Genomic DNA, 18,229 nt, shown 5'->3' on the forward strand with positions numbered 1-18,229 from the left:
AAGGGTCATGGCGGAAATCGATGCGCGCCTGCGCGAAGACGTTCACCTACTCGGCGAGCTGCTGGGCGACTGCATTCGCAGCCAGCTTGGTGAGGCCTTTCTCGACAAGATCGAGCTGATCCGACAGGGGGCCAAGGCCGGGCGCCAGGGCTCTTCGGCCGGTGAGCAGCAACTGCGCGAAACCCTTGCCAGCCTGGACGACGACGAGCTTCTGCCGGTGGCTCGGGCCTTCAACCAGTTCCTCAACCTGGCCAATATCGCCGAGCAGTATCACCGTATTCGCCGGCGCCGCCCGGACGAGGCGCAACCCTTCGACGACCGGGTCCTGGCCGAGTTACTGCAACGCCTGGTCGCCGACGGGCACAAGCCGGAACAACTGGCCCGACAGATTGCCCGGCTGGATATCGAACTGGTGCTCACCGCCCATCCCACCGAAGTGGCGCGGCGCACCCTGATCCAGAAGTACGATGCCATCGCTGCCCGCCTGGGCGAGCTCGATCACACGGATCTTTCGCCCGCCGAGCGTGATGAGGTGCAACTCGGTCTGCGCCGTCTGATTGCCGAGGCCTGGCACACCGAGGAAATCCGCCGCAGCCGGCCCACGCCGGTAGATGAAGCCAAGTGGGGCTTCGCGGTGATCGAGCATTCGCTGTGGCACGCGGTGCCGAGTTTTTTGCGCAAGGCCGACCGGGCCCTGCACGAGGCCTGCGGCCTGCGCCTGCCACTGGAGGCGGCACCGGTGCGCTTTGCTTCATGGATGGGGGGCGACCGCGACGGCAATCCCAATGTCACTGCCAGTGTGACGCGCGAGGTACTGCTGCTGGCGCGCTGGATGGCCGCGGACCTGTACCTGCGCGATGTCGATCAGCTGGCTGCCGAGCTGTCCATGCACCAGGCCAGCGATGAGCTGCGCCTGGTGGTCGGCGTCCATCCCGAACCCTATCGAGCACTGCTCAAGCAGTTGCGCGAACGCCTGCGCGCCACGCGTGCCTGGGCCCAGGCTGCTCTAAAGGACGATATTGCGGCCGACGAGGCGGTGCTGCATGACAACCGCGAGCTGCTTGAACCACTGGAGCTTTGCTACCACTCGCTGCACGCCTGCGGCATGGGCGTGATTGCCGAAGGAGCGCTGCTCGACTGCCTGCGTCGTGCCGCCTGTTTCGGCCTGTTCCTCGGCCGTCTGGATATCCGTCAGGATGCCGCTCGGCATGCCGCTGCATTGGGCGAGATCACTGACTTTCTCGGGTTGGGCAGCTACGCCGAGTGGGATGAAGAGCGTCGCGTGGAGTTTCTCCTGCGCGAGTTGGACAACCGTCGTCCGTTACTGCCCCCCCAGCATCGCCTGTCGGCCGAGACCGCTGAGGTGCTGGCCACCTGCAAGGTGATCGCCGCTGCGCCAGCCGCTTCGCTGGGCACCTATGTGATTTCCATGGCCGGCGCGCCCTCTGATGTGCTGGCGGTGCAACTGCTATTGAAGGAAGCCGGTGTGCAACGGCCGATGCGGGTTGCACCGCTGTTCGAGACGCTGGACGACCTGAACCATGCTGGCCCTGCCATTGACCGGCTGCTTGGTCTGCATGGCTACCGCGCGCGCCTGCATGGCCCGCAGGAAGTCATGATCGGTTATTCCGACTCGGCCAAGGATGCCGGCACCACGGCCGCCGCCTGGGCCCAGTATCGAGCGCAGGAAGCCCTGGTCGAGGTATGTCGCCAGCACGATGTCGAGTTGTTGCTGTTCCATGGTCGCGGCGGCACGGTCGGGCGTGGCGGCGGTCCGGCTCATGCGGCCATCCTGTCGCAGGCACCCGGCTCGGTGGCCGGGCGGTTCCGCATCACCGAGCAGGGTGAGATGATCCGCTTCAAGTTCGGCCTGCCGCGCCTGGCCGAGCAGAATCTCAATCTTTACCTGGCCGCGGTGCTGGAGGCCACCTTGCAACCGCCGCCTGTGCCCAAGCCCAGCTGGCGTGCGGTCATGGATCGTCTGGCCGAGGAGGGCGTGGCGGCCTATCGCGGCGTGGTGCGCGAGCATCCGCAGTTCGTCGAGTATTTCCGCCAGGCCACGCCGGAGCAGGAACTGGGGCGCTTGCCGCTCGGTAGTCGGCCGGCCAAGCGCCGCGCCGGAGGTGTGGAGAGTCTGCGCGCCATTCCCTGGATCTTCGCCTGGACCCAGACCCGTCTGATGTTGCCGGCTTGGCTGGGCTGGGAGCGCGCACTTGGCAACGCGATTCAGCGTGGTGAAACGGCACTGCTGGAGGAGATGCGCGAGGCCTGGCCGTTCTTCCGCACTCGTATCGACATGCTGGAGATGGTGCTGGCCAAGGCCGAAATGGGCATCGCCGAGCTGTATGATGAGCGCCTTGTCGACGCACAACTGCGACCATTAGGTGCGGATTTGCGCGACCTATTGTCGCAGTGCCGCATGCTGGTGCTGAGGCTGACTGCTCAGTCCGAGCTGCTCACCCACAGCCCGGAGACACGCGAAGCGATCACCGTGCGCAACATCTATCTGGACCCGCTACACCTGCTCCAGGCTGAGCTTCTGGCCCGTTCCAGACAGCGAGCGGATGAGGTGGACAGCCCTCTGGAACAGGCGTTGCTGGTCAGTGTTGCTGGCATCGCGGCGGGCCTGCGCAATACCGGTTAAAGGGCTCCGGATCTCCGACTTTCGGTGGCTTGTGCCGTACCGGGGTGCTGTGTATCGTGATCACCCTTTTGGCTGCTCGGTAGCGCCAAAGCCCTGATTTCAACGAGATTGGCCCCACGAGGCGAGTCCGACGTCTTTCTGTCATTTTTCGAGGAGTACTCCGATGCGCGTGATTCTGCTGGGGGCGCCCGGTGCCGGCAAAGGTACCCAGGCTGGTTTCATCACCAAGAAATTCGGTATTCCGCAGATCTCCACCGGTGACATGCTGCGCGCTGCCGTCAAGGCGGGCACCGAGTTGGGCCTGCAGGCCAAGAGCGTGATGGATGCCGGTGGTCTGGTCTCCGACGACCTGATCATCAATCTGGTCAAGGAGCGCATCGCCCAGCCTGATTGCGCCAACGGTTTCCTGTTCGACGGTTTCCCGCGCACCATTCCCCAGGCCGAGGCCATGAAGGAAGCGGGCGTGACCATCGACAACGTGGTCGAAATCGCCGTTGACGACGAAGAGATCGTTCAGCGTATTGCCGGCCGCCGAGTGCACGAGGCCAGTGGCCGCGTCTACCACGTGGTCTACAACCCGCCGAAAGTCGAAGGTAAGGACGATGTGACCGGTGAAGACCTGGTGCAGCGCAAGGACGACACCGAAGAAACCGTGCGTCATCGCCTGTCGGTCTACCATTCGCAGACCAAACCGCTGGTGGATTTCTATCAGAAGTTGTCCGCTGCCGAAGGCACGCCGAAGTACAGCGCCATCGCCGGTGTTGGTTCGGTAGACGAAATCACCGCCAAGGTACTCGCTGCCCTCAGCTGATCGGCCGTGCGTGGTTGGGAAACGCCCTTCGGGCCAGCCTTAGGCTGTTACTCCCGTCGGTCGTTTCCCGCCTAGCCTGGCGCTGCTTCGCTCGATCCGTCATATCTTCAACGGCCCGCAATTGCAGGCCGTTGGCGTTTATAATGCCCGCCTTTTTCTGACCGGATACGCCGATGACCACTCTGCTGGCCCTGGATACCGCCACCGAAGCCTGCTCCGTCGCCTTGTTGCACGAAGGCCGGGTGCTCAGTCACTACGAGGTGGCGCCGCGCCTGCATGCCCAGTTGCTGCTGCCGATGGTGCAGCGGATTCTGGATGAAGCCGGTGTAGCGCTGGCGGCGGTGGATGCCATTGCCTTTGGCCGAGGCCCTGGCGCGTTTACCGGCGTGCGTATTGCCATCGGCGTGGTGCAGGGGCTGGCTTTCGCCCTGGACAAGCCGGTGTTGCCGGTGTCCAACCTGGCCGTGCTGGCCCAGCGCGCCTTGCGTGAACACGGTGCGCAGCAGGTGGCGGCCGCTATCGATGCGCGCATGGATGAGGTGTACTGGGGCTGCTATATCGCCGAGCAGGGCGAGATGCGCCTGCAAGGCGTCGAGGCGGTGTTGCCGCCGGAACAGGCGCTGCTGCCGCGCAATGCCGAGGGCGACTGGTTTGCCGCTGGAACCGGCTGGGGCGCATACGGCTCTCGTATTGCCCTGAAACCCATTGCCTGCGACGGTGCCATGCTGCCGCATGCCGAGGATCTGCTCGCGCTTGCCGGATTCGCCTGGCAGCGTGGCGAGGCGGTGCCTGCCGATCAGGCGCAGCCCGTGTATCTGCGTGACAACGTCGCCACACCGAAGCACCCGGTTTGACCCGACGCCTTTGGTCTGTTGCCTGGGGGCGTAAAATTGCCATTTGCATTCACCGCCGCTACATTGCCACCCACGTGTTCCGAGCAGTAAGCGATGCGCATCGACGGTCTTAACTCTTCCTATCCGCTGGATCGCAGCCCACGACCGGGCAGTGCGGTTACGCCTTTGCGTGAAAGCCAGCGCGAGGTCGAGGAGCGTCGCGAGCAACCCAGTTCTGCATCGGCCAGCCAGGGATTTGAGCAGATCGCTCAACCGCGCCGGGTTCAGGCCGGCACCTCCTCCAGTGAAAATCTGCCGGCCCGCAATCAGGATGCCTACGAACAGCCGCGCAACCTCAGCGCCCGCGCCAATCAGGCCCTGGCTGCCTATGGCAGCACTGCCAGCTACACCTCCGATCGCGACGCCAGCGAGATTCTCGGGCTCGATCTCTACGCCTGATGCTGCCGTATTTCCTCGGCTGCCCGTCCTGGAACGAGCCTGCCTGGCGCGGTTCCTTCTATCCGGCCGATCTGCGCCCAGGGCAAACCTTGGCGCACTACGCCGCCACCTTCAACGCGGTCGAGGGTAATACCACCTTCTATGCTCGTCCGTCGCTGCAGACCGTGCAGCGCTGGGCCGAGCAGATGCCGATGCATTTCCGCTTTTGCGCCAAGCTGCCGCGTGACATCAGTCACGGTGGCGATTTGCGTGATCATCGGGATGCCACTGACGACTTTCTCCAGCTGCTGGCGCCGTTAGGCGAACGCGTCGCGCCGCTGTGGCTGCAGCTGCCGGCCAGTTTCGGGCCGGATCGACTGGTTGAGCTGCTGGCCTGGCTGGACGAGTTCTCTGGTCGCGCCGTCGCCGTGGAGCTGCGCCACCCGGCCTTCTTCGCCAAGGGCGAAGAGGAACGCCTGCTCAACCGCGAGCTGCAGGCGCGCGCGGTGGAGCGCATCTGTCTGGACTCACGGGCGCTGTTTGCCTGCACTTCGCGTGATGCGGCGGTGCTGCATGCCCAGGCCAAGAAGCCGCGTTTGCCGGTGCGGCCGACCGCTTTCAGCGCCAGCCCACAGCTGCGCTTCATCGGTGGGCCGGATCTGGATGCCAACCAGGCCTTCCTCGAACCCTGGCTGGACAAGGTGGCCGCCTGGATCGAGCAGGGGCTATGTCCCTATGTGTTCCTGCACACGCCGGACAACCACCTGGCCGCCGCTCAGGCGCAGCGCTTTCATCTCGCGCTGATGCTGCGCTTGCCTGGCTTGCCGGCGCTGGCGCAGGTTGAGCCTGAGATCGAACAGCTCGGTCTGCTCTGAAAGCAAGGCTCAATCGCATGAATGCGGCTAGGGTTGCTTTATCCATCCGGGCAAGGAGCATCGATATGAGTGCGCAACGAGAGCGTGGTGAGGCCTTCCAGCGGTTGCACCAGGGTGAGGGCCTGCTGATTCTGCCCAACCCCTGGGATGCAGGCTCGGCCAAGATGCTCGCTCACCTGGGCTTCCAGGCGCTGGCCACCACCAGTGCGGGCCTGGCGTTTTCCCTGGGGCGATGTGATGCCGAAGGCGCGGTCAGTCGTGATGAGGCGCTGGCCAACGCCCGTGCCATCGTCGCGGCGACGCCGCTGCCGGTCGCCGCGGATCTGGAGAATGGCTACGGTGACAGCCCCGAGGTCTGTGCTGAAACCATTAGCCTCGCTGCTGAGATTGGCCTGGTCGGCGGCTCCATCGAAGATGCCAGCGGGCGCGCCGCGGACCCGATCTACCCGCTCGACCTGGCCGTTGCGCGCATTCGTGCTGCGGCCGAGGCTGTTCGGGCGCTGGACGTTCCCTTCACCCTGACCGCCCGTGCCGAGAACTTCCTGAACGGCCGTGCGGACCTTGACGACACCATCCGTCGGCTGGTGGCTTATGCCGAAGCGGGGGCCGATGTGCTCTACGCGCCGGGCCTGACCACCCGTGAGCAGATTCGTGCAGTGGTCAGCGCTGTAGCGCCCAGGCCGGTCAATGTGCTGGTCGGCTCGCCGAGCCTGCACCTGTCCATGGCCGAGCTGATCGACCTGGGGGTGAAAAGGGTCAGCGTCGGCTCCAACCTGGCGCGGGTTGCCTACGGCGAGTTTTTCATCGCCGCCGGAGAGCTGGCACGCGGCAGCCTGATCGCCATGGGTGAGGCGATGCCCTTCGACGAGATCAACGAGCTGTTTCGTTGAGCGGATGCGATGCCGGGTCTCGGGGCTGCTGAATATGTGTTGCTAGCGCCGTGCCAGCAGCAGGTCGGCGGCCTGGCCGTTGCGACCGTCGGCGAATTCGAAGCGGCCGAGTTGGGCAATCTCATCGTAGGCGCCTAGAGCCAGTTTGACGTCGCGGGCCTGCAGTTCGATGGCGGCGACGCCGGCCTGACTCAGGCTTTGGGTCTGCTGGCGGCCCTCGGCGTCGAAGCGCAGCAGGCGCAAGCGTTCGAATACGGCATCTGCAGCATCAATGCGGCCATCGCGGTTGTCATCGTACTTGGCCAGCTCGGCGAAACCATTGGCGGCGCCGTTCTGGTCGCCGAACAGCTCGCGGCCGTCGTCGATGCGGCCATTGCCGTTGCGGTCCAGCGCCAGCAGGGCATCGTCGCCGCTGGGTGCGCTGATCTGGTCGCTGCGGCCGTCGGCGTCAAGGTCGAAGCGCACTGCATCATTCAGGCCGCGCGTCGTGAAGCCATTGCCGGCCAGGTCCAGCACCAGTGGGTCGGTCTTCTGCGGTGGCGGGTTGGTCGTGACGTTCAGCTGCAGTTCGCGCTGTTCCAACACCTGCTGGAAGCTAGTGAGCTGGGCGCCGCTATCGACCACTGTAGTGACGGCTGGCGCCGGTTGGCTGGTCTCTTCGATCTTGCCAGGGGCCTGTTCGGAAGGTGGCGCCTCGCCCTTGGGCATCAGTGTGCGGCGCAGAATCTGGTAGTCGAGGGAGTCGCGCAACCCGGCGTCCAGTTGCTGGTCCAGGGGCGTGGGTCGTGGAGCGGAGAGGGCATCGATCATGCTGGAACTCGGTGCGGCCGGCACGGGCCACGTCTGGCAGAATAGGGATCACCCTGCTATCGGCCATGTGCCGTTTCGATTGAGCGTTTTTTGAGCATATTTTCTGATGAGTGATGAGCGGCCTATAACCAGAATTCGTGTCGAGGCCCTGCAGCCCGGCTGCGCTGACGCGGCCACCGCCTGGGCCGTGCGCCTGGGTCTGCCACTGCAGGGGGAGGCTGAGTTTGCGTTGCAATTGGGTGACGAGGGGCTACAGCTCGCCGAGCTGGGGCCGCAGGCGCCGGGGCCGGTGCGGGTGGATTTCGTCGAGGGTGCCGTGGCGCACCGTCGGCTCTACGGCGGCGGCAGCGGGCAGATGATCGCCAAGGCGGTCGGCGTGCAGTCCGGGGTTCGCCCTCAGGTGCTGGACGCTACGGCGGGGCTGGGGCGTGACGCTTTCGTGCTGGCGACGCTGGGCTGCGAGATGACTCTGATCGAGCGGCAGCCAATCATCGCTGCGTTGCTGGAGGACGGGCTTGCCCGTGCCGCGCGCGACAGTGAGGTCGGCCCCATCACTGCGCAGATGCGTCTGCTGACCGGCAATGCCATCGAGCTGATGCAGCAGTGGCAGGGCGAGGCGCCGCAGGTGATCTACCTCGACCCGATGTTCCCGCACCGCGACAAGAGTGCGCTGGTGAAGAAGGAGATGCGCCTGTTCCGCCCGCTGGTGGGCGATGACATGGATGCGCCGGCCCTGCTTCAGGCGGCGCTGGCCCTGGCGACCCACCGGGTGGTGGTCAAGCGCCCACGCAAGGCGCCGATCATCGAAGGCGCCAAGCCGAGCTATGCGCTGGAGGGCAAGTCCAGCCGCTACGACATCTATCCGAAGAAGGCGCTGAAACCTCAGGGCTGATAGGCGCGCACGAACAGCTCGACGACCTCTCGAACATGGGCCTCTGCGGCGGTGGCATCCAGGGGCTCGCTGATGCCCATCAGCAGGCGAAAGTTACCGCCGCCCTTGATCAGGCAAAAGAAGTGCTCGGCGGCGCTTGCCGGGCTTTCAATCTTCAGCAGACCCCGTGCATCGGCCTGTTCCAGCAGATGCTGCATGGCCTGTATCACGCGCTGCGGCCCGGCGTTGTAGAACAGACGGGCCAGCTGTGGGTTCTGCGTTCCCTGGGCGACCATCAGGCGATGCATGGCCAGGGATTCTTCGCTGTTGACCAGCCCACTGAAGCCACGCCCGATGGCCAGCAGTGCCGTTTCGATGCTGGCATCTGCCTTGAGTTCGAAATACAGCGGCGGTAGCTGCTCCTCGCACTTGGACTCCACCGCGCAGGCGAACAGGGTCTCCTTGTCGGTGAAGTGGCTATACACCGTGAGCTTGGAGACGCCGGCTTCGGCGGCGATAGCGTCCATGCTGCTGCCCTCGTACCCCTTCTGCATGAACAAACGCTTGGCCGCTTCGAGAATGGCCAGGCGTTTGGCGGGGTCCTTGGGCCGTCCGGGGCCACTGGTAGGCTGTAACAGTTTGTCGGACATTCGCACCTTTAATACTAGACCGATGAGTTTGCTATTTTTACTATACTGGGCAGTATAAGTATTCCAAGCTCCTTTTGCGAAAGGTCATCCGTCATGTCCCGCCGTGCCTTGTCCCTTGCTGCGTCGTTATCCCTGATCTCCCTGCTCGCCGCGTGCGGCAATGGTGAAACCGTCGAGGCGCCGCCGCGCCCGGCCATGGTGGTGCAGCCGCAGCCGGCGGCTGATGCGGTGGACACCTACCCCGGTGAAGTACGGGCACGTTACGAGCCGGAACTGGCTTTTCGTATCGGTGGCAAGATCAGCAAGCGCCTGGTGGATGCCGGTGATCGGGTACGCAAGGATCAGCCGCTGGCCGAGCTGGATGCCGAAGACGTCAAGCTGCAGCTGGAGGCCGCGCGTGCCCAGGTGCATGCCGCCGAGGCCAACCTCAAACTGGTGCGCGCCGAGCGCGATCGCTACAAGGCGCTGCGTGAGCGCGAGCTGATCAGTCAGTCGCAGTTCGATAACGTGGAAAACCAGTACCGTGCCGGCGAGGCGCGGGTACGGCAGATTCGTGCCGAGTTCGATGTGGCCAACAATCAGGCCGGCTACGCAGTGTTGCGGGCCTCGCAGGACGGTCTGATTGCACGGCGCCTGGGCGAAGTGGGCCAGGTTGTTGCGGCGGGGCAGACCGTGTTTACCCTGGCCGCCGATGGCGAGCGTGAGGTGCTCATCAACCTGCCGGAGCAGGCGCTGGAGCGCTTCCGCATTGGCCAGGAGGTCAGCATCGAGCTGTGGTCGCAACCGGATAAGCAATACCCCGGCACGATTCGCGAACTGTCCCAGGCCGCCGATGCGCAGTCGCGTACCTTCGCTGCACGGGTGACCTTCAGCGATGCCAAGGTCAAGGCCGATGTCGGGCAGAGCGCTCGTGTATCGATTCGCTCCCTGGGCGAGGTGCCGCTGTCGGTGCCGATGTCGGCGCTGACCGCGGAGAAGGGTAGCCCCTACGTCTGGGTCATCGATCCCAAGACCTCTACGGTGGTGCGCACACCGGTACGCGTCGGTGCCTACGGTCAGGAGCGGGTGTCGATCCTCGAGGGGCTGAAGGAAAGCGACTGGGTGGTTGCCGCCGGCGTGCAGGTGCTGCTCGACGGGCAGAAGGTGCGCCCGGTGGATCGCGACAACCGCATGGTTGCGCTGGCTGGCAAGGAGTAAGCCATGTCCTTCAACCTGTCCGAATGGGCGTTGCGCAATCGCAGCATCGTCCGCTACATGATGATCGTACTGGCGGTGATCGGTGCGCTGTCCTACACCAAGCTGGGGCAGAGCGAGGACCCGCCCTTCACCTTCAAGGCCATGGTGGTGCGCACCGACTGGCCGGGTGCCACCGCCGAGGAAGTCTCCCGACAGATCAGCGAGCGCATCGAGAAGAAGGTGATGGAGACCGGCGACTACCAGTTCGTCATGTCCTATTCACGCCCTGGCGAGTCGGTGGTTACCTTCATCGCTCGCGACGATATCGTGTCGAAGAACATCCCCGAGCTCTGGTACCAGATCCGCAAGAAAGTCGGCGACATTCGCCACACGCTGCCGCCAGGCATTCGCGGCCCCTTCTTCAACGACGAGTTCGGCACCACCTACGGCAACATCTACGCGCTTACCGGCAAGGGCTTCGATTACGCGGTGATGAAGGACTACGCCGACCGCCTGCAGTTGCAGCTGCAGCGGGTCAAGGACGTAGGCAAGGTCGAGCTGCTCGGCCTGCAGGACGAGAAGATCTGGATCGAGCTGTCCAACGTCAAGCTGGCCACCCTTGGATTGCCCTTGGCGGCGGTGCAGCAGGCGCTGGATGAGCAGAACGCGATCAGTTATTCCGGCTTCTTTGAGGCGCCGACCGATCGCGTGCAGCTGCGCGTGTCCGGACGTTTCGAGACGGTGGAGCAGATTCGCGATTTCCCCATCCGTATCGGTGACCGCACCATCCGTATCGGCGACGTGGCCGAGGTGTATCGTGGCTTCAACGACCCGCCCGCGCCGCGCATGCGTTTCATGGGCGAGGATGCCATCGGTCTGGCCGTGTCGATGAAGGCGGGGGGTGACATTCTGCAGCTGGGCGAGGCGCTGGAGCATGAATTCGCTCGTATGCAGAACGACCTGCCGGTGGGCATGGAGCTGCGCAAGGTGTCGGATCAGCCGGCGGCGGTGAAGACCGGCGTGGGCGAGTTCGTCCGGGTGTTGGTCGAGGCGCTGGTGATCGTGCTGCTGGTCAGCTTCTTCTCCCTCGGCCTGCGCACTGGCCTGGTGGTGGCGCTGTCCATCCCGCTGGTGCTGGCGATGACTTTCGCCCTGATGCACTACTTCGGCATCGGTCTGCACAAGATTTCCCTCGGTGCGCTGGTGCTGGCGCTAGGGCTGCTGGTGGACGATGCGATCATTGCCGTGGAGATGATGGCGATCAAGATGGAGCAGGGCTACGACCGCTTCCGTGCGGCCAGCTACGCCTGGAGCAGCACGGCGTTCCCCATGCTCACCGGTACCCTGATCACCGCCGCCGGCTTCCTGCCGATTGCCACCGCGCAGTCCGGCACCGGTGAGTACACCCGCTCGATCTTCCAGGTGGTGACCATCGCCTTGCTGGTGTCCTGGATTGCGGCCGTGGTCTTCGTGCCCTATCTCGGTGATCGTCTGTTGCCGGACCTGGCCAAGCTGCACGCCAAGAAGCACGGCGGTAGCGCCGAGGGGCATGACCCGTATTCCACTACCTTCTATCAGACCGTGCGCGAAGTCGTGGAGTGGTGCGTACGTCGGCGCAAGACGGTAATTCTGGTGACGGTTGGCCTGTTCATCGTCTCGCTGGTGCTGTTTCGCTTCGTGCCGCAACAGTTCTTCCCGGCTTCCGGGCGGCTGGAGTTGATGGTCGACATCAAGCTCACTGAAGGCTCGTCGCTCAAGGCCACCGAGGAACAGGTCAAGCGTCTGGAAGCCAAGCTCAAGGATCATCCGGGCATCGACAACTACGTGGCCTATGTCGGTAGCGGCTCGCCGCGTTTCTACCTGCCGCTGGACCAGCAGCTGGCGGCCACGCGCTTCTCCCAGTTCGTCATCCTGACCAAGTCGATCAAGGAGCGCGAAGAGGTACGCAAGTGGCTGATCCAGGTGATGGATGAGGACTTCCCTCACGCCCGTACCCGTGTGTCGCGCCTGGAGAACGGCCCGCCCGTGGGCTTCCCGATCCAGTTCCGCATCAGCGGCGAGCACATCAGCGAAGTGCGTGACTACGCCCGCCAGGTGGCGGCCAAGGTGCGCGAGAACCCGCATGTCACCAACGTGCACCTGAACTGGGAAGAGCCGAGCAAGGTCGTTTACCTGAACATCGATCAAGAGCGCGCCCGTGCTCTCGGGGTCAGTAGTGCCGATCTGTCGCGGTTCCTGCAGAGTTCGCTGACCGGCTCCAGCGTCAGTCAGTTCCGCGAGGACAACGAGCTGATCGAGATTCTCCTGCGCGGCACCGTGCGCGAGCGTCAGGCGCTAGAGCTGTTGCCGAGCCTGGCGGTGCCCACCAGCAGTGGCAAGAGTGTGCCGCTGTCGCAGGTGGCGACCCTGGAATACGGTTTCGAGGAAGGTGTGATCTGGCATCGCGACCGCTTGCCGACCGTCACTGTGTACGGCGACATCTACGGTGGCGAGCAGCCTGCCAGTCTGGTCAAGCAGATCCTGCCGACCCTGGAGCCGATTCGCGCGGCGCTGCCCAGTGGCTATCTGCTGGAAGTGGGCGGCACGGTGGAGGACTCGTCGCGAGGTCAGAAGTCGGTGAATGCCGGCGTACCACTGTTCATTCTGGTGGTGCTCAGTTTGCTGATGCTGCAGCTGAAGAGTATGTCGCGTTCGGCCATGGTGTTCCTCACCGCGCCGCTGGGGCTGATTGGCGTGACCCTGTTCCTGCTGATCTTCCAGCAGCCGTTTGGCTTCGTCGCCATGCTCGGCACCATTGCCCTGAGCGGCATGATCATGCGCAACTCGGTGATCCTGGTTGATCAGATCGAGCAGGACATCGCCGCTGGCATGGACCGCTGGCACGCCATTATCGAGGCCACCGTGCGGCGTTTCCGTCCCATCGTGCTGACCGCACTGGCGGCAGTACTGGCAATGATCCCGATGTCGCGCAGCGTGTTCTTCGGGCCGATGGCCGTGGCCATCATGGGCGGCCTGGTGGTCGCCACGGCGCTGACCCTGCTGTTCCTGCCGGCGCTCTATGCGGCCTGGTTCAGGGTCAAGGAAAGCGAGGCGCGCTGAGCGTGGCGTGAATGAAAAAGCCCGGCTGATTGGCCGGGCTTTTTTGTTGGAGGTTGGGTCGCGGTGGCTGGGCGGAAAGCCGCTGCGCTCGTGGGAGATTTCGCGGCTGAAGCCGCTCCCACAGCAACATCAGGCACTGCTTGTGGGAGCGGCTTCAGCCGCGATTAACCGGGCCTGTAACGATAGTTACTGCGTGCTCACAGCGCGCCAAACACCTTCTTGGCCAGGCTGGTGGCGGCGCCGGCCGGGTTCTGGCGGATGCTGGCTTCCTGTTCGGCGATCACCTGGAACAGGCCGTCCAGGGCCTTTTCGGTCACGTAGTCCTCGACCTTGGCGCTTTTCGCGTCGACCACGCCGAAGGCCGCAGCCTGGCCGGCGAAGCTGTTGTACTGCTGCACCAGGCCGACCTTGTCGGTGGCCTGCTTGACGATGGGCAGGAACTTGGCGCGGATCGCCTCGCGGCTGCTCTGGTTCAGGTACTGGGTGGCCGAATCGTCGCCACCGGCGAGAATGGCCTTGGCGTCGGTCACGGTCATCTTCTTCACCGAGTCGAGCAGAATCGCCTGGGCCTGTGGCACGGCAGCTTCGGCGGCCTGGTTCATGCTGGCTTCCAACTCCTCCACTTCGGCGCCCATGCCCATCATCTTCATGGTCTTGGCGGCCTTGCCCAGCTTGCCGGGCAACTCGATACGCACTTCGTCGTTGTTGCTGAAGCCGCCTGGCTGGCCGAGCTGCTTGACGGCAATCTGCGCGCCCTGGGTCAGGGCGTCCTTGAGGCCGCCGCTGGCGTCGCTCTGGGTCAGGTCGGAAAGAGACAGGGCGAAGGTACTGGCCGACAGCAGCAGGCCGGCGGCTAGGGTGGTAAGGCGGAGCATGTGGACATCCTTATTGGGTGGAGTAGGGCGAGCTTATCGAACTGCTGGCCCGGGCCAAAGTCATTCATAGGGTGCCCGTTCGTCGGGACATTCTTGGGGCGGCCTCAGTCGGCGGCCAGCAAGAGCGGGTGCTTCTATGCTCAATAGAGTCGTACCGTGTGAGGTGCAACCTGTTTGAGTGGTTGGCTTTGTGGGTTGCACTAGGTTGCACCTTTTCTGGCTGTGGGAGTAATCTCCCGCCACGCGTTTTGACGCTCCACCAGATAGGAATACCCAGATGGCCACCACCACCCTCGGCGTGAAACTTGACGACGCCACCCGCGAACGTCTGAAGCAGGCCGCCCAGTCGCTGGATCGTACCCCGCACTGGCTGATCAAGCAGGCGATCTTCAACTACCTGGAGCAGGTCGAAGCTGGCCTGACCCCGGCCGAGCAATCAGGCCTGGCGGCCGCTGCCGGTGAAGAGTCGGTGGAGAACCTGACCGAGCAGGGCCTGCAGGTGTTCCTCGACTTCGCCGAGAGCATCCTGCCGCAGTCGGTGCTGCGTGCCGCCATCACCAGCGCCTACCGCCGCCCGGAGACCGAGGCGCTGCCGATGCTGCTGGAGCAGGCGCGTCTGCCCAAGGAACAGGCCGAGGCCGCCAACAAGATGGCCTTAGGGATTGCCGAGAAGCTGCGCAACCAGAAGAGCGCCGGTGGCCGTCAGGGCCTGGTGCAGGGCCTGCTGCAGGAGTTCTCCCTGTCGTCCCAGGAAGGCGTGGCGCTGATGTGTCTGGCCGAGGCGCTGCTGCGCATTCCGGACAAGGCCACCCGCGACGCCCTGATTCGCGACAAGATCGCCAACGGCAACTGGAGCCAGCACCTGGGTCAGAGCGCGTCGATGTTCGTCAACGCCGCCAGCTGGGGCCTGCTGATCACCGGCAAACTGGTGTCCACCCACAATGAAGCCGGTCTGTCCTCCTCGCTCAACCGCCTGATCGGCAAGAGCGGCGAGCCGGTGATCCGCAAGGGTGTGGACATGGCCATGCGCCTGATGGGCGAGCAGTTCGTTACCGGCGAGACCATCGGCGAGGCGCTGGCCAACGCCAGCAACATGGAGGCCAAGGGCTTCCGCTACTCCTACGACATGCTCGGTGAAGCGGCGCTGACCGAGGAGGACGCCAAGCGCTACCTGGCTTCCTACGAGCAGGCCATCCATGCCATTGGCAAGGCCTCGCACGGCCGCGGCATCTACGAAGGCCCGGGCATCTCGATCAAGCTGTCCGCGCTGCACCCGCGCTACAGCCGCGCCCAGTACGACCGGGTGATGGACGAGCTGTTCCCGATCCTGCTGAACCTGACCAAGCTGGCCAAGCAGTACGACATCGGCCTGAACATCGACGCCGAGGAAGCCGACCGCCTGGAAATCTCCCTCGATCTGCTCGAGCGCCTGTGCTTCGCCCCGGAACTGGCCGGCTGGAACGGTATCGGCTTCGTCATCCAGGCCTACCAGAAACGCTGCCCGTACGTGATCGACTACGTCATCGACCTGGCCAAGCGCAGCCGCCACCGCCTGATGATCCGCCTGGTGAAAGGCGCCTACTGGGACAGCGAGATCAAGCTGGCCCAGGTCAACGGCCTGGAAGGCTACCCGGTTTACACCCGCAAGCCGTACACCGATATCTCCTACGTCGCCTGCGCGCGCAAGCTGCTGGCCGTGCCGGAAGCCATCTACCCGCAGTTCGCCACCCACAACGCCCATTCACTGTCGGCCATCTACCAGCTGGCCGGGCAGAACTACTACCCGGGCCAGTACGAGTTCCAGTGCCTGCACGGCATGGGCGAGCCGCTGTACGAGCAGGTGGTCGGTTCGGTGAAGGACGGCAAGTACGCCCGTCCGTGCCGCATCTACGCGCCGGTCGGCAGCCACGAAACCCTGCTGGCCTACCTGGTGCGTCGCCTGCTGGAAAACGGCGCCAACACCAGCTTCGTCAACCGCATCGCCGACCACAGCATCTCGCTGAAGGACCTGGTCCTCGACCCGGTGCAGCAGGTCGAGCAGATGGCCGCGCAGGAAGGCACCCTCGGCCTGCCGCACCCACGCATTCCGCTGCCGCGTGACCTGTACGGCGAGGCCCGCCTGAACTCCGAAGGCATCGACCTGGCCAACGAACATCGCCTGGGCTCGCTGTCCTCGGCGCTGCTGTCGTCCACCAACACGGTTTATGTCGCCGGCCCGATTCTCGGCTGCGACACACCGAACCCAGGCCCGGCCGAGCCGGTGCGCAACCCGGCCGATCACCGCGATCTGGTCGGTCACGTGCACGAGGCCAGCGAGGCCGACGTCAAGAGCGCCATCCTCTGCGCCCTGTCCAGCGGGCAGATCTGGCAGTCGACCCAGCCGGCCGAGCGTGCCGCCGTGCTGGAGCGCGCCGCCGACCAGATGGAAGGCGAGATGCAGCAGCTGATGGGCCTGCTGGTGCGCGAGTCCGGCAAGACCTTTGCCAACGCCATCGCCGAAGTGCGCGAGGCGGTCGACTTCCTCCGCTACTACGCCGCCCAGGCGCGCAGCTTCGGTAACGACAGCCACCGCCCGCTGGGCCCGGTGGTGTGCATCAGCCCGTGGAACTTCCCGCTGGCGATCTTCACCGGCCAGGTTTGCGCCGCGCTGGCCGCGGGCAACACCGTACTGGCCAAGCCGGCCGAGCAGACGCCGCTGATCGCCGCCCAGGCCGTGCGCATCCTGCTGGAAGCCGGGGTACCCGGCGGTGCCGTGCAGCTGCTGCCGGGCCGTGGCGAAACCGTTGGTGCCCGCCTGGTCGGTGACGAGCGCGTGCGTGGCGTGATGTTCACCGGTTCCACCGAAGTGGCCGGCATCCTCCAGCGCAATATCGCCGGTCGCCTGGACGCCCAGGGCCGCAGCATTCCGCTGATCGCCGAAACCGGCGGCCTCAACGCCATGATCGTCGACTCCTCGGCCCTGGCCGAGCAGGTGGTGGTCGACGTGGTCAACTCCGCCTTCGACAGCGCCGGCCAGCGTTGCTCGGCCCTGCGTGTGCTGTGCGTGCAGGCCGACGTGGCCGACCGCGTGGTGGAAATGCTCAAGGGCGCCATGGCCGAATACCGCGTCGGCGCGCCGGAGCGTCTGCACACCGACATCGGCCCGGTGATCGACAGTGAGGCCAAGGACAACATCGACAACCACATCGCCAAGCTGCGCGAGAAGGGCCGCAAGGTGTTCCAGTGCGCCCGTTACGAGGTCGACGAGCTCAAGCGCGGTACCTTCGTGGTGCCGACCCTGATCGAGCTGGACAGCTTCGACGAACTCAAGCGCGAGATCTTCGGCCCGGTGCTGCACGTGGTGCGCTACCAGCGCGCCGACCTGGGCAAGCTGCTGCAGCAGATCAACGACAGCGGCTACGGCCTGACCCTCGGCGTGCACACCCGCATCGACGAGACCATCAACCAGGTGGTGAGCAGCGCCAAGGTCGGCAACCTCTACGTCAACCGCAACGTGGTCGGCGCCGTGGTCGGCGTGCAGCCGTTCGGTGGTGAAGGCCTGTCCGGCACCGGTCCCAAGGCTGGCGGTCCGCTGTACCTGTACCGCCTGCTGTCGACCCGTCCGCAGGAAGCCGTGGCCGAGCAGCTCAAGGGCGACAACGTGCAGGCGCTGGACGTGCCGGCCGAGCTGGCCAAGGCGCGCACTGCCTTTGCCGAGTGGGCAGCCAAGCAGGAGCCGACCGTTGCCACCCTGTTCGAGCAGTACCTGGGCCTGACCCAGAGCTACAGCAGCCACCTGCTGACCGGCCCGACCGGCGAGCGCAACAGCTACACCCTGCTGCCGCGTGAGCGCGTGCTGGGCCTGGCCGACGAGCGCAGCGACCTGCTGGCGCAACTGGCCGCGACCCTGGCCGTGGGCAGCCACGCGCTGTGGCTGGAAAGCCAGCGCGCGCTGTACGCCGAGCTGCCGAAAGAGGTGCAGAAGCGCATCGAGCTGGTCGCCGACTGGAGCACGGTCGACGCCGAGTTCGACGCCATCCTGCACCACGGCGATTCCGACCAGCTGCGCGAAGTCTGCCAGCAGGCGGCACAGCGCAAGGGCGCCATCGTCAGCGTGCACGGCCTGAACAAGGGCGAGACCGACATCCCGCTGGAACGTCTGCTGATCGAGCACGCCCTGTCGGTCAACACCGCAGCGGCCGGCGGCAACGCCAGCCTGATGACCATCGGCTGATGGCCCATGCCCGGCCGCCGCGAGGCGGCCGGGCGTGCCTACGA

Annotated in this window: 13 protein-coding genes; 10 read left to right on the forward strand and 3 right to left on the reverse strand. The window is 65.0% G+C overall.

Features of this window, described 5'->3' with window-relative positions:
• The first annotated feature begins 7 nt into the window (after positions 1 to 7).
• The 6 genes from ppc to ACF8C6_RS00520 all read left to right on the forward strand — a co-directional run bounded on the left by ppc (position 8) and on the right by ACF8C6_RS00520 (position 6,491).
• Complete coding sequence (ppc, locus tag ACF8C6_RS00495; RefSeq protein ID WP_392497517.1) at positions 8 to 2,644, forward strand: phosphoenolpyruvate carboxylase; 2,637 nt, start codon at positions 8 to 10, stop codon at positions 2,642 to 2,644.
• A gap of 163 nt (positions 2,645 to 2,807) precedes the next feature.
• Entirely contained in the window at positions 2,808 to 3,455 is a 648-nt protein-coding gene (gene adk, locus ACF8C6_RS00500) for an adenylate kinase (RefSeq protein WP_076579664.1), read from the forward strand.
• Between the two features lie 173 nt (positions 3,456 to 3,628).
• Positions 3,629 to 4,309: a tRNA (adenosine(37)-N6)-threonylcarbamoyltransferase complex dimerization subunit type 1 TsaB gene (gene tsaB / locus ACF8C6_RS00505; protein WP_392497518.1), complete on the forward strand. Its 681-nt coding sequence runs from the start codon at positions 3,629 to 3,631 to the stop codon at positions 4,307 to 4,309.
• 93 nt (positions 4,310 to 4,402) lie between these two features.
• On the forward strand, positions 4,403 to 4,747 hold the full coding sequence (locus tag ACF8C6_RS00510) for a hypothetical protein (RefSeq protein WP_392497519.1): 345 nt from the start codon (positions 4,403 to 4,405) through the stop codon (positions 4,745 to 4,747).
• Positions 4,747 to 5,601: a DUF72 domain-containing protein gene (locus ACF8C6_RS00515; protein WP_392497520.1), complete on the forward strand. Its 855-nt coding sequence runs from the start codon at positions 4,747 to 4,749 to the stop codon at positions 5,599 to 5,601. The genes ACF8C6_RS00510 and ACF8C6_RS00515 overlap by 1 nt, the downstream gene beginning before the upstream one ends.
• A 65-nt stretch (positions 5,602 to 5,666) precedes the next feature.
• Positions 5,667 to 6,491 carry an oxaloacetate decarboxylase gene (locus ACF8C6_RS00520; RefSeq protein WP_392497521.1) on the forward strand — a complete coding sequence of 275 codons (825 nt, stop codon included), beginning with the start codon at positions 5,667 to 5,669 and terminating at the stop codon, positions 6,489 to 6,491.
• A 42-nt stretch (positions 6,492 to 6,533) separates the two neighbouring features.
• On the opposite strand, the gene ACF8C6_RS00525 is transcribed toward ACF8C6_RS00520, so the two are convergent.
• Positions 6,534 to 7,301 (reverse strand): hypothetical protein, encoded by a 768-nt coding sequence (locus ACF8C6_RS00525; protein ID WP_392497522.1) that lies wholly within the window; start codon positions 7,299 to 7,301, stop codon positions 6,534 to 6,536.
• Positions 7,302 to 7,407: 106 nt separating this feature from the next.
• Between ACF8C6_RS00525 and ACF8C6_RS00530 the strand changes: the two genes are divergently transcribed.
• Positions 7,408 to 8,193, forward strand: coding sequence for a class I SAM-dependent methyltransferase (locus ACF8C6_RS00530; protein ID WP_392497523.1), 786 nt, complete (start codon positions 7,408 to 7,410; stop codon positions 8,191 to 8,193).
• Here ACF8C6_RS00530 and ACF8C6_RS00535 read toward each other — a convergent pair.
• A complete protein-coding gene (locus tag ACF8C6_RS00535) occupies positions 8,184 to 8,822 on the reverse strand; it encodes a TetR/AcrR family transcriptional regulator (protein WP_392497524.1) in 639 nt (212 codons plus the stop codon). The genes ACF8C6_RS00530 and ACF8C6_RS00535 overlap by 10 nt on opposite strands.
• Before the next feature lie 93 nt (positions 8,823 to 8,915).
• On the opposite strand from ACF8C6_RS00535, the gene ACF8C6_RS00540 reads away from it, so the two are divergent.
• Together ACF8C6_RS00540 and ACF8C6_RS00545 are read left to right on the forward strand one after the other, a co-directional pair.
• On the forward strand, positions 8,916 to 10,019 hold the full coding sequence (locus tag ACF8C6_RS00540; protein WP_392497525.1) for an efflux RND transporter periplasmic adaptor subunit: 1,104 nt from the start codon (positions 8,916 to 8,918) through the stop codon (positions 10,017 to 10,019).
• 3 nt (positions 10,020 to 10,022) lie between these two features.
• A complete protein-coding gene (locus ACF8C6_RS00545; protein WP_392497526.1) occupies positions 10,023 to 13,097 on the forward strand; it encodes an efflux RND transporter permease subunit in 3,075 nt (1,024 codons plus the stop codon).
• A 197-nt stretch (positions 13,098 to 13,294) separates the two neighbouring features.
• Here ACF8C6_RS00545 and ACF8C6_RS00550 read toward each other — a convergent pair whose 3' ends face one another.
• Positions 13,295 to 13,972, reverse strand: a complete 678-nt coding sequence (locus ACF8C6_RS00550; RefSeq protein WP_392497527.1) for a DUF4197 domain-containing protein — start codon at positions 13,970 to 13,972, stop codon at positions 13,295 to 13,297.
• 277 nt (positions 13,973 to 14,249) lie between these two features.
• Between ACF8C6_RS00550 and putA the strand changes: the two genes are divergently transcribed.
• A complete protein-coding gene (putA, locus tag ACF8C6_RS00555) occupies positions 14,250 to 18,185 on the forward strand; it encodes a trifunctional transcriptional regulator/proline dehydrogenase/L-glutamate gamma-semialdehyde dehydrogenase (protein ID WP_392497528.1) in 3,936 nt (1,311 codons plus the stop codon).
• Positions 18,186 to 18,229: the final 44 nt, after the last annotated feature.

Source organism: Pseudomonas sp. zbq_18, from assembly GCF_043102245.1.
GTDB lineage: Bacteria > Pseudomonadota > Gammaproteobacteria > Pseudomonadales > Pseudomonadaceae > Aquipseudomonas.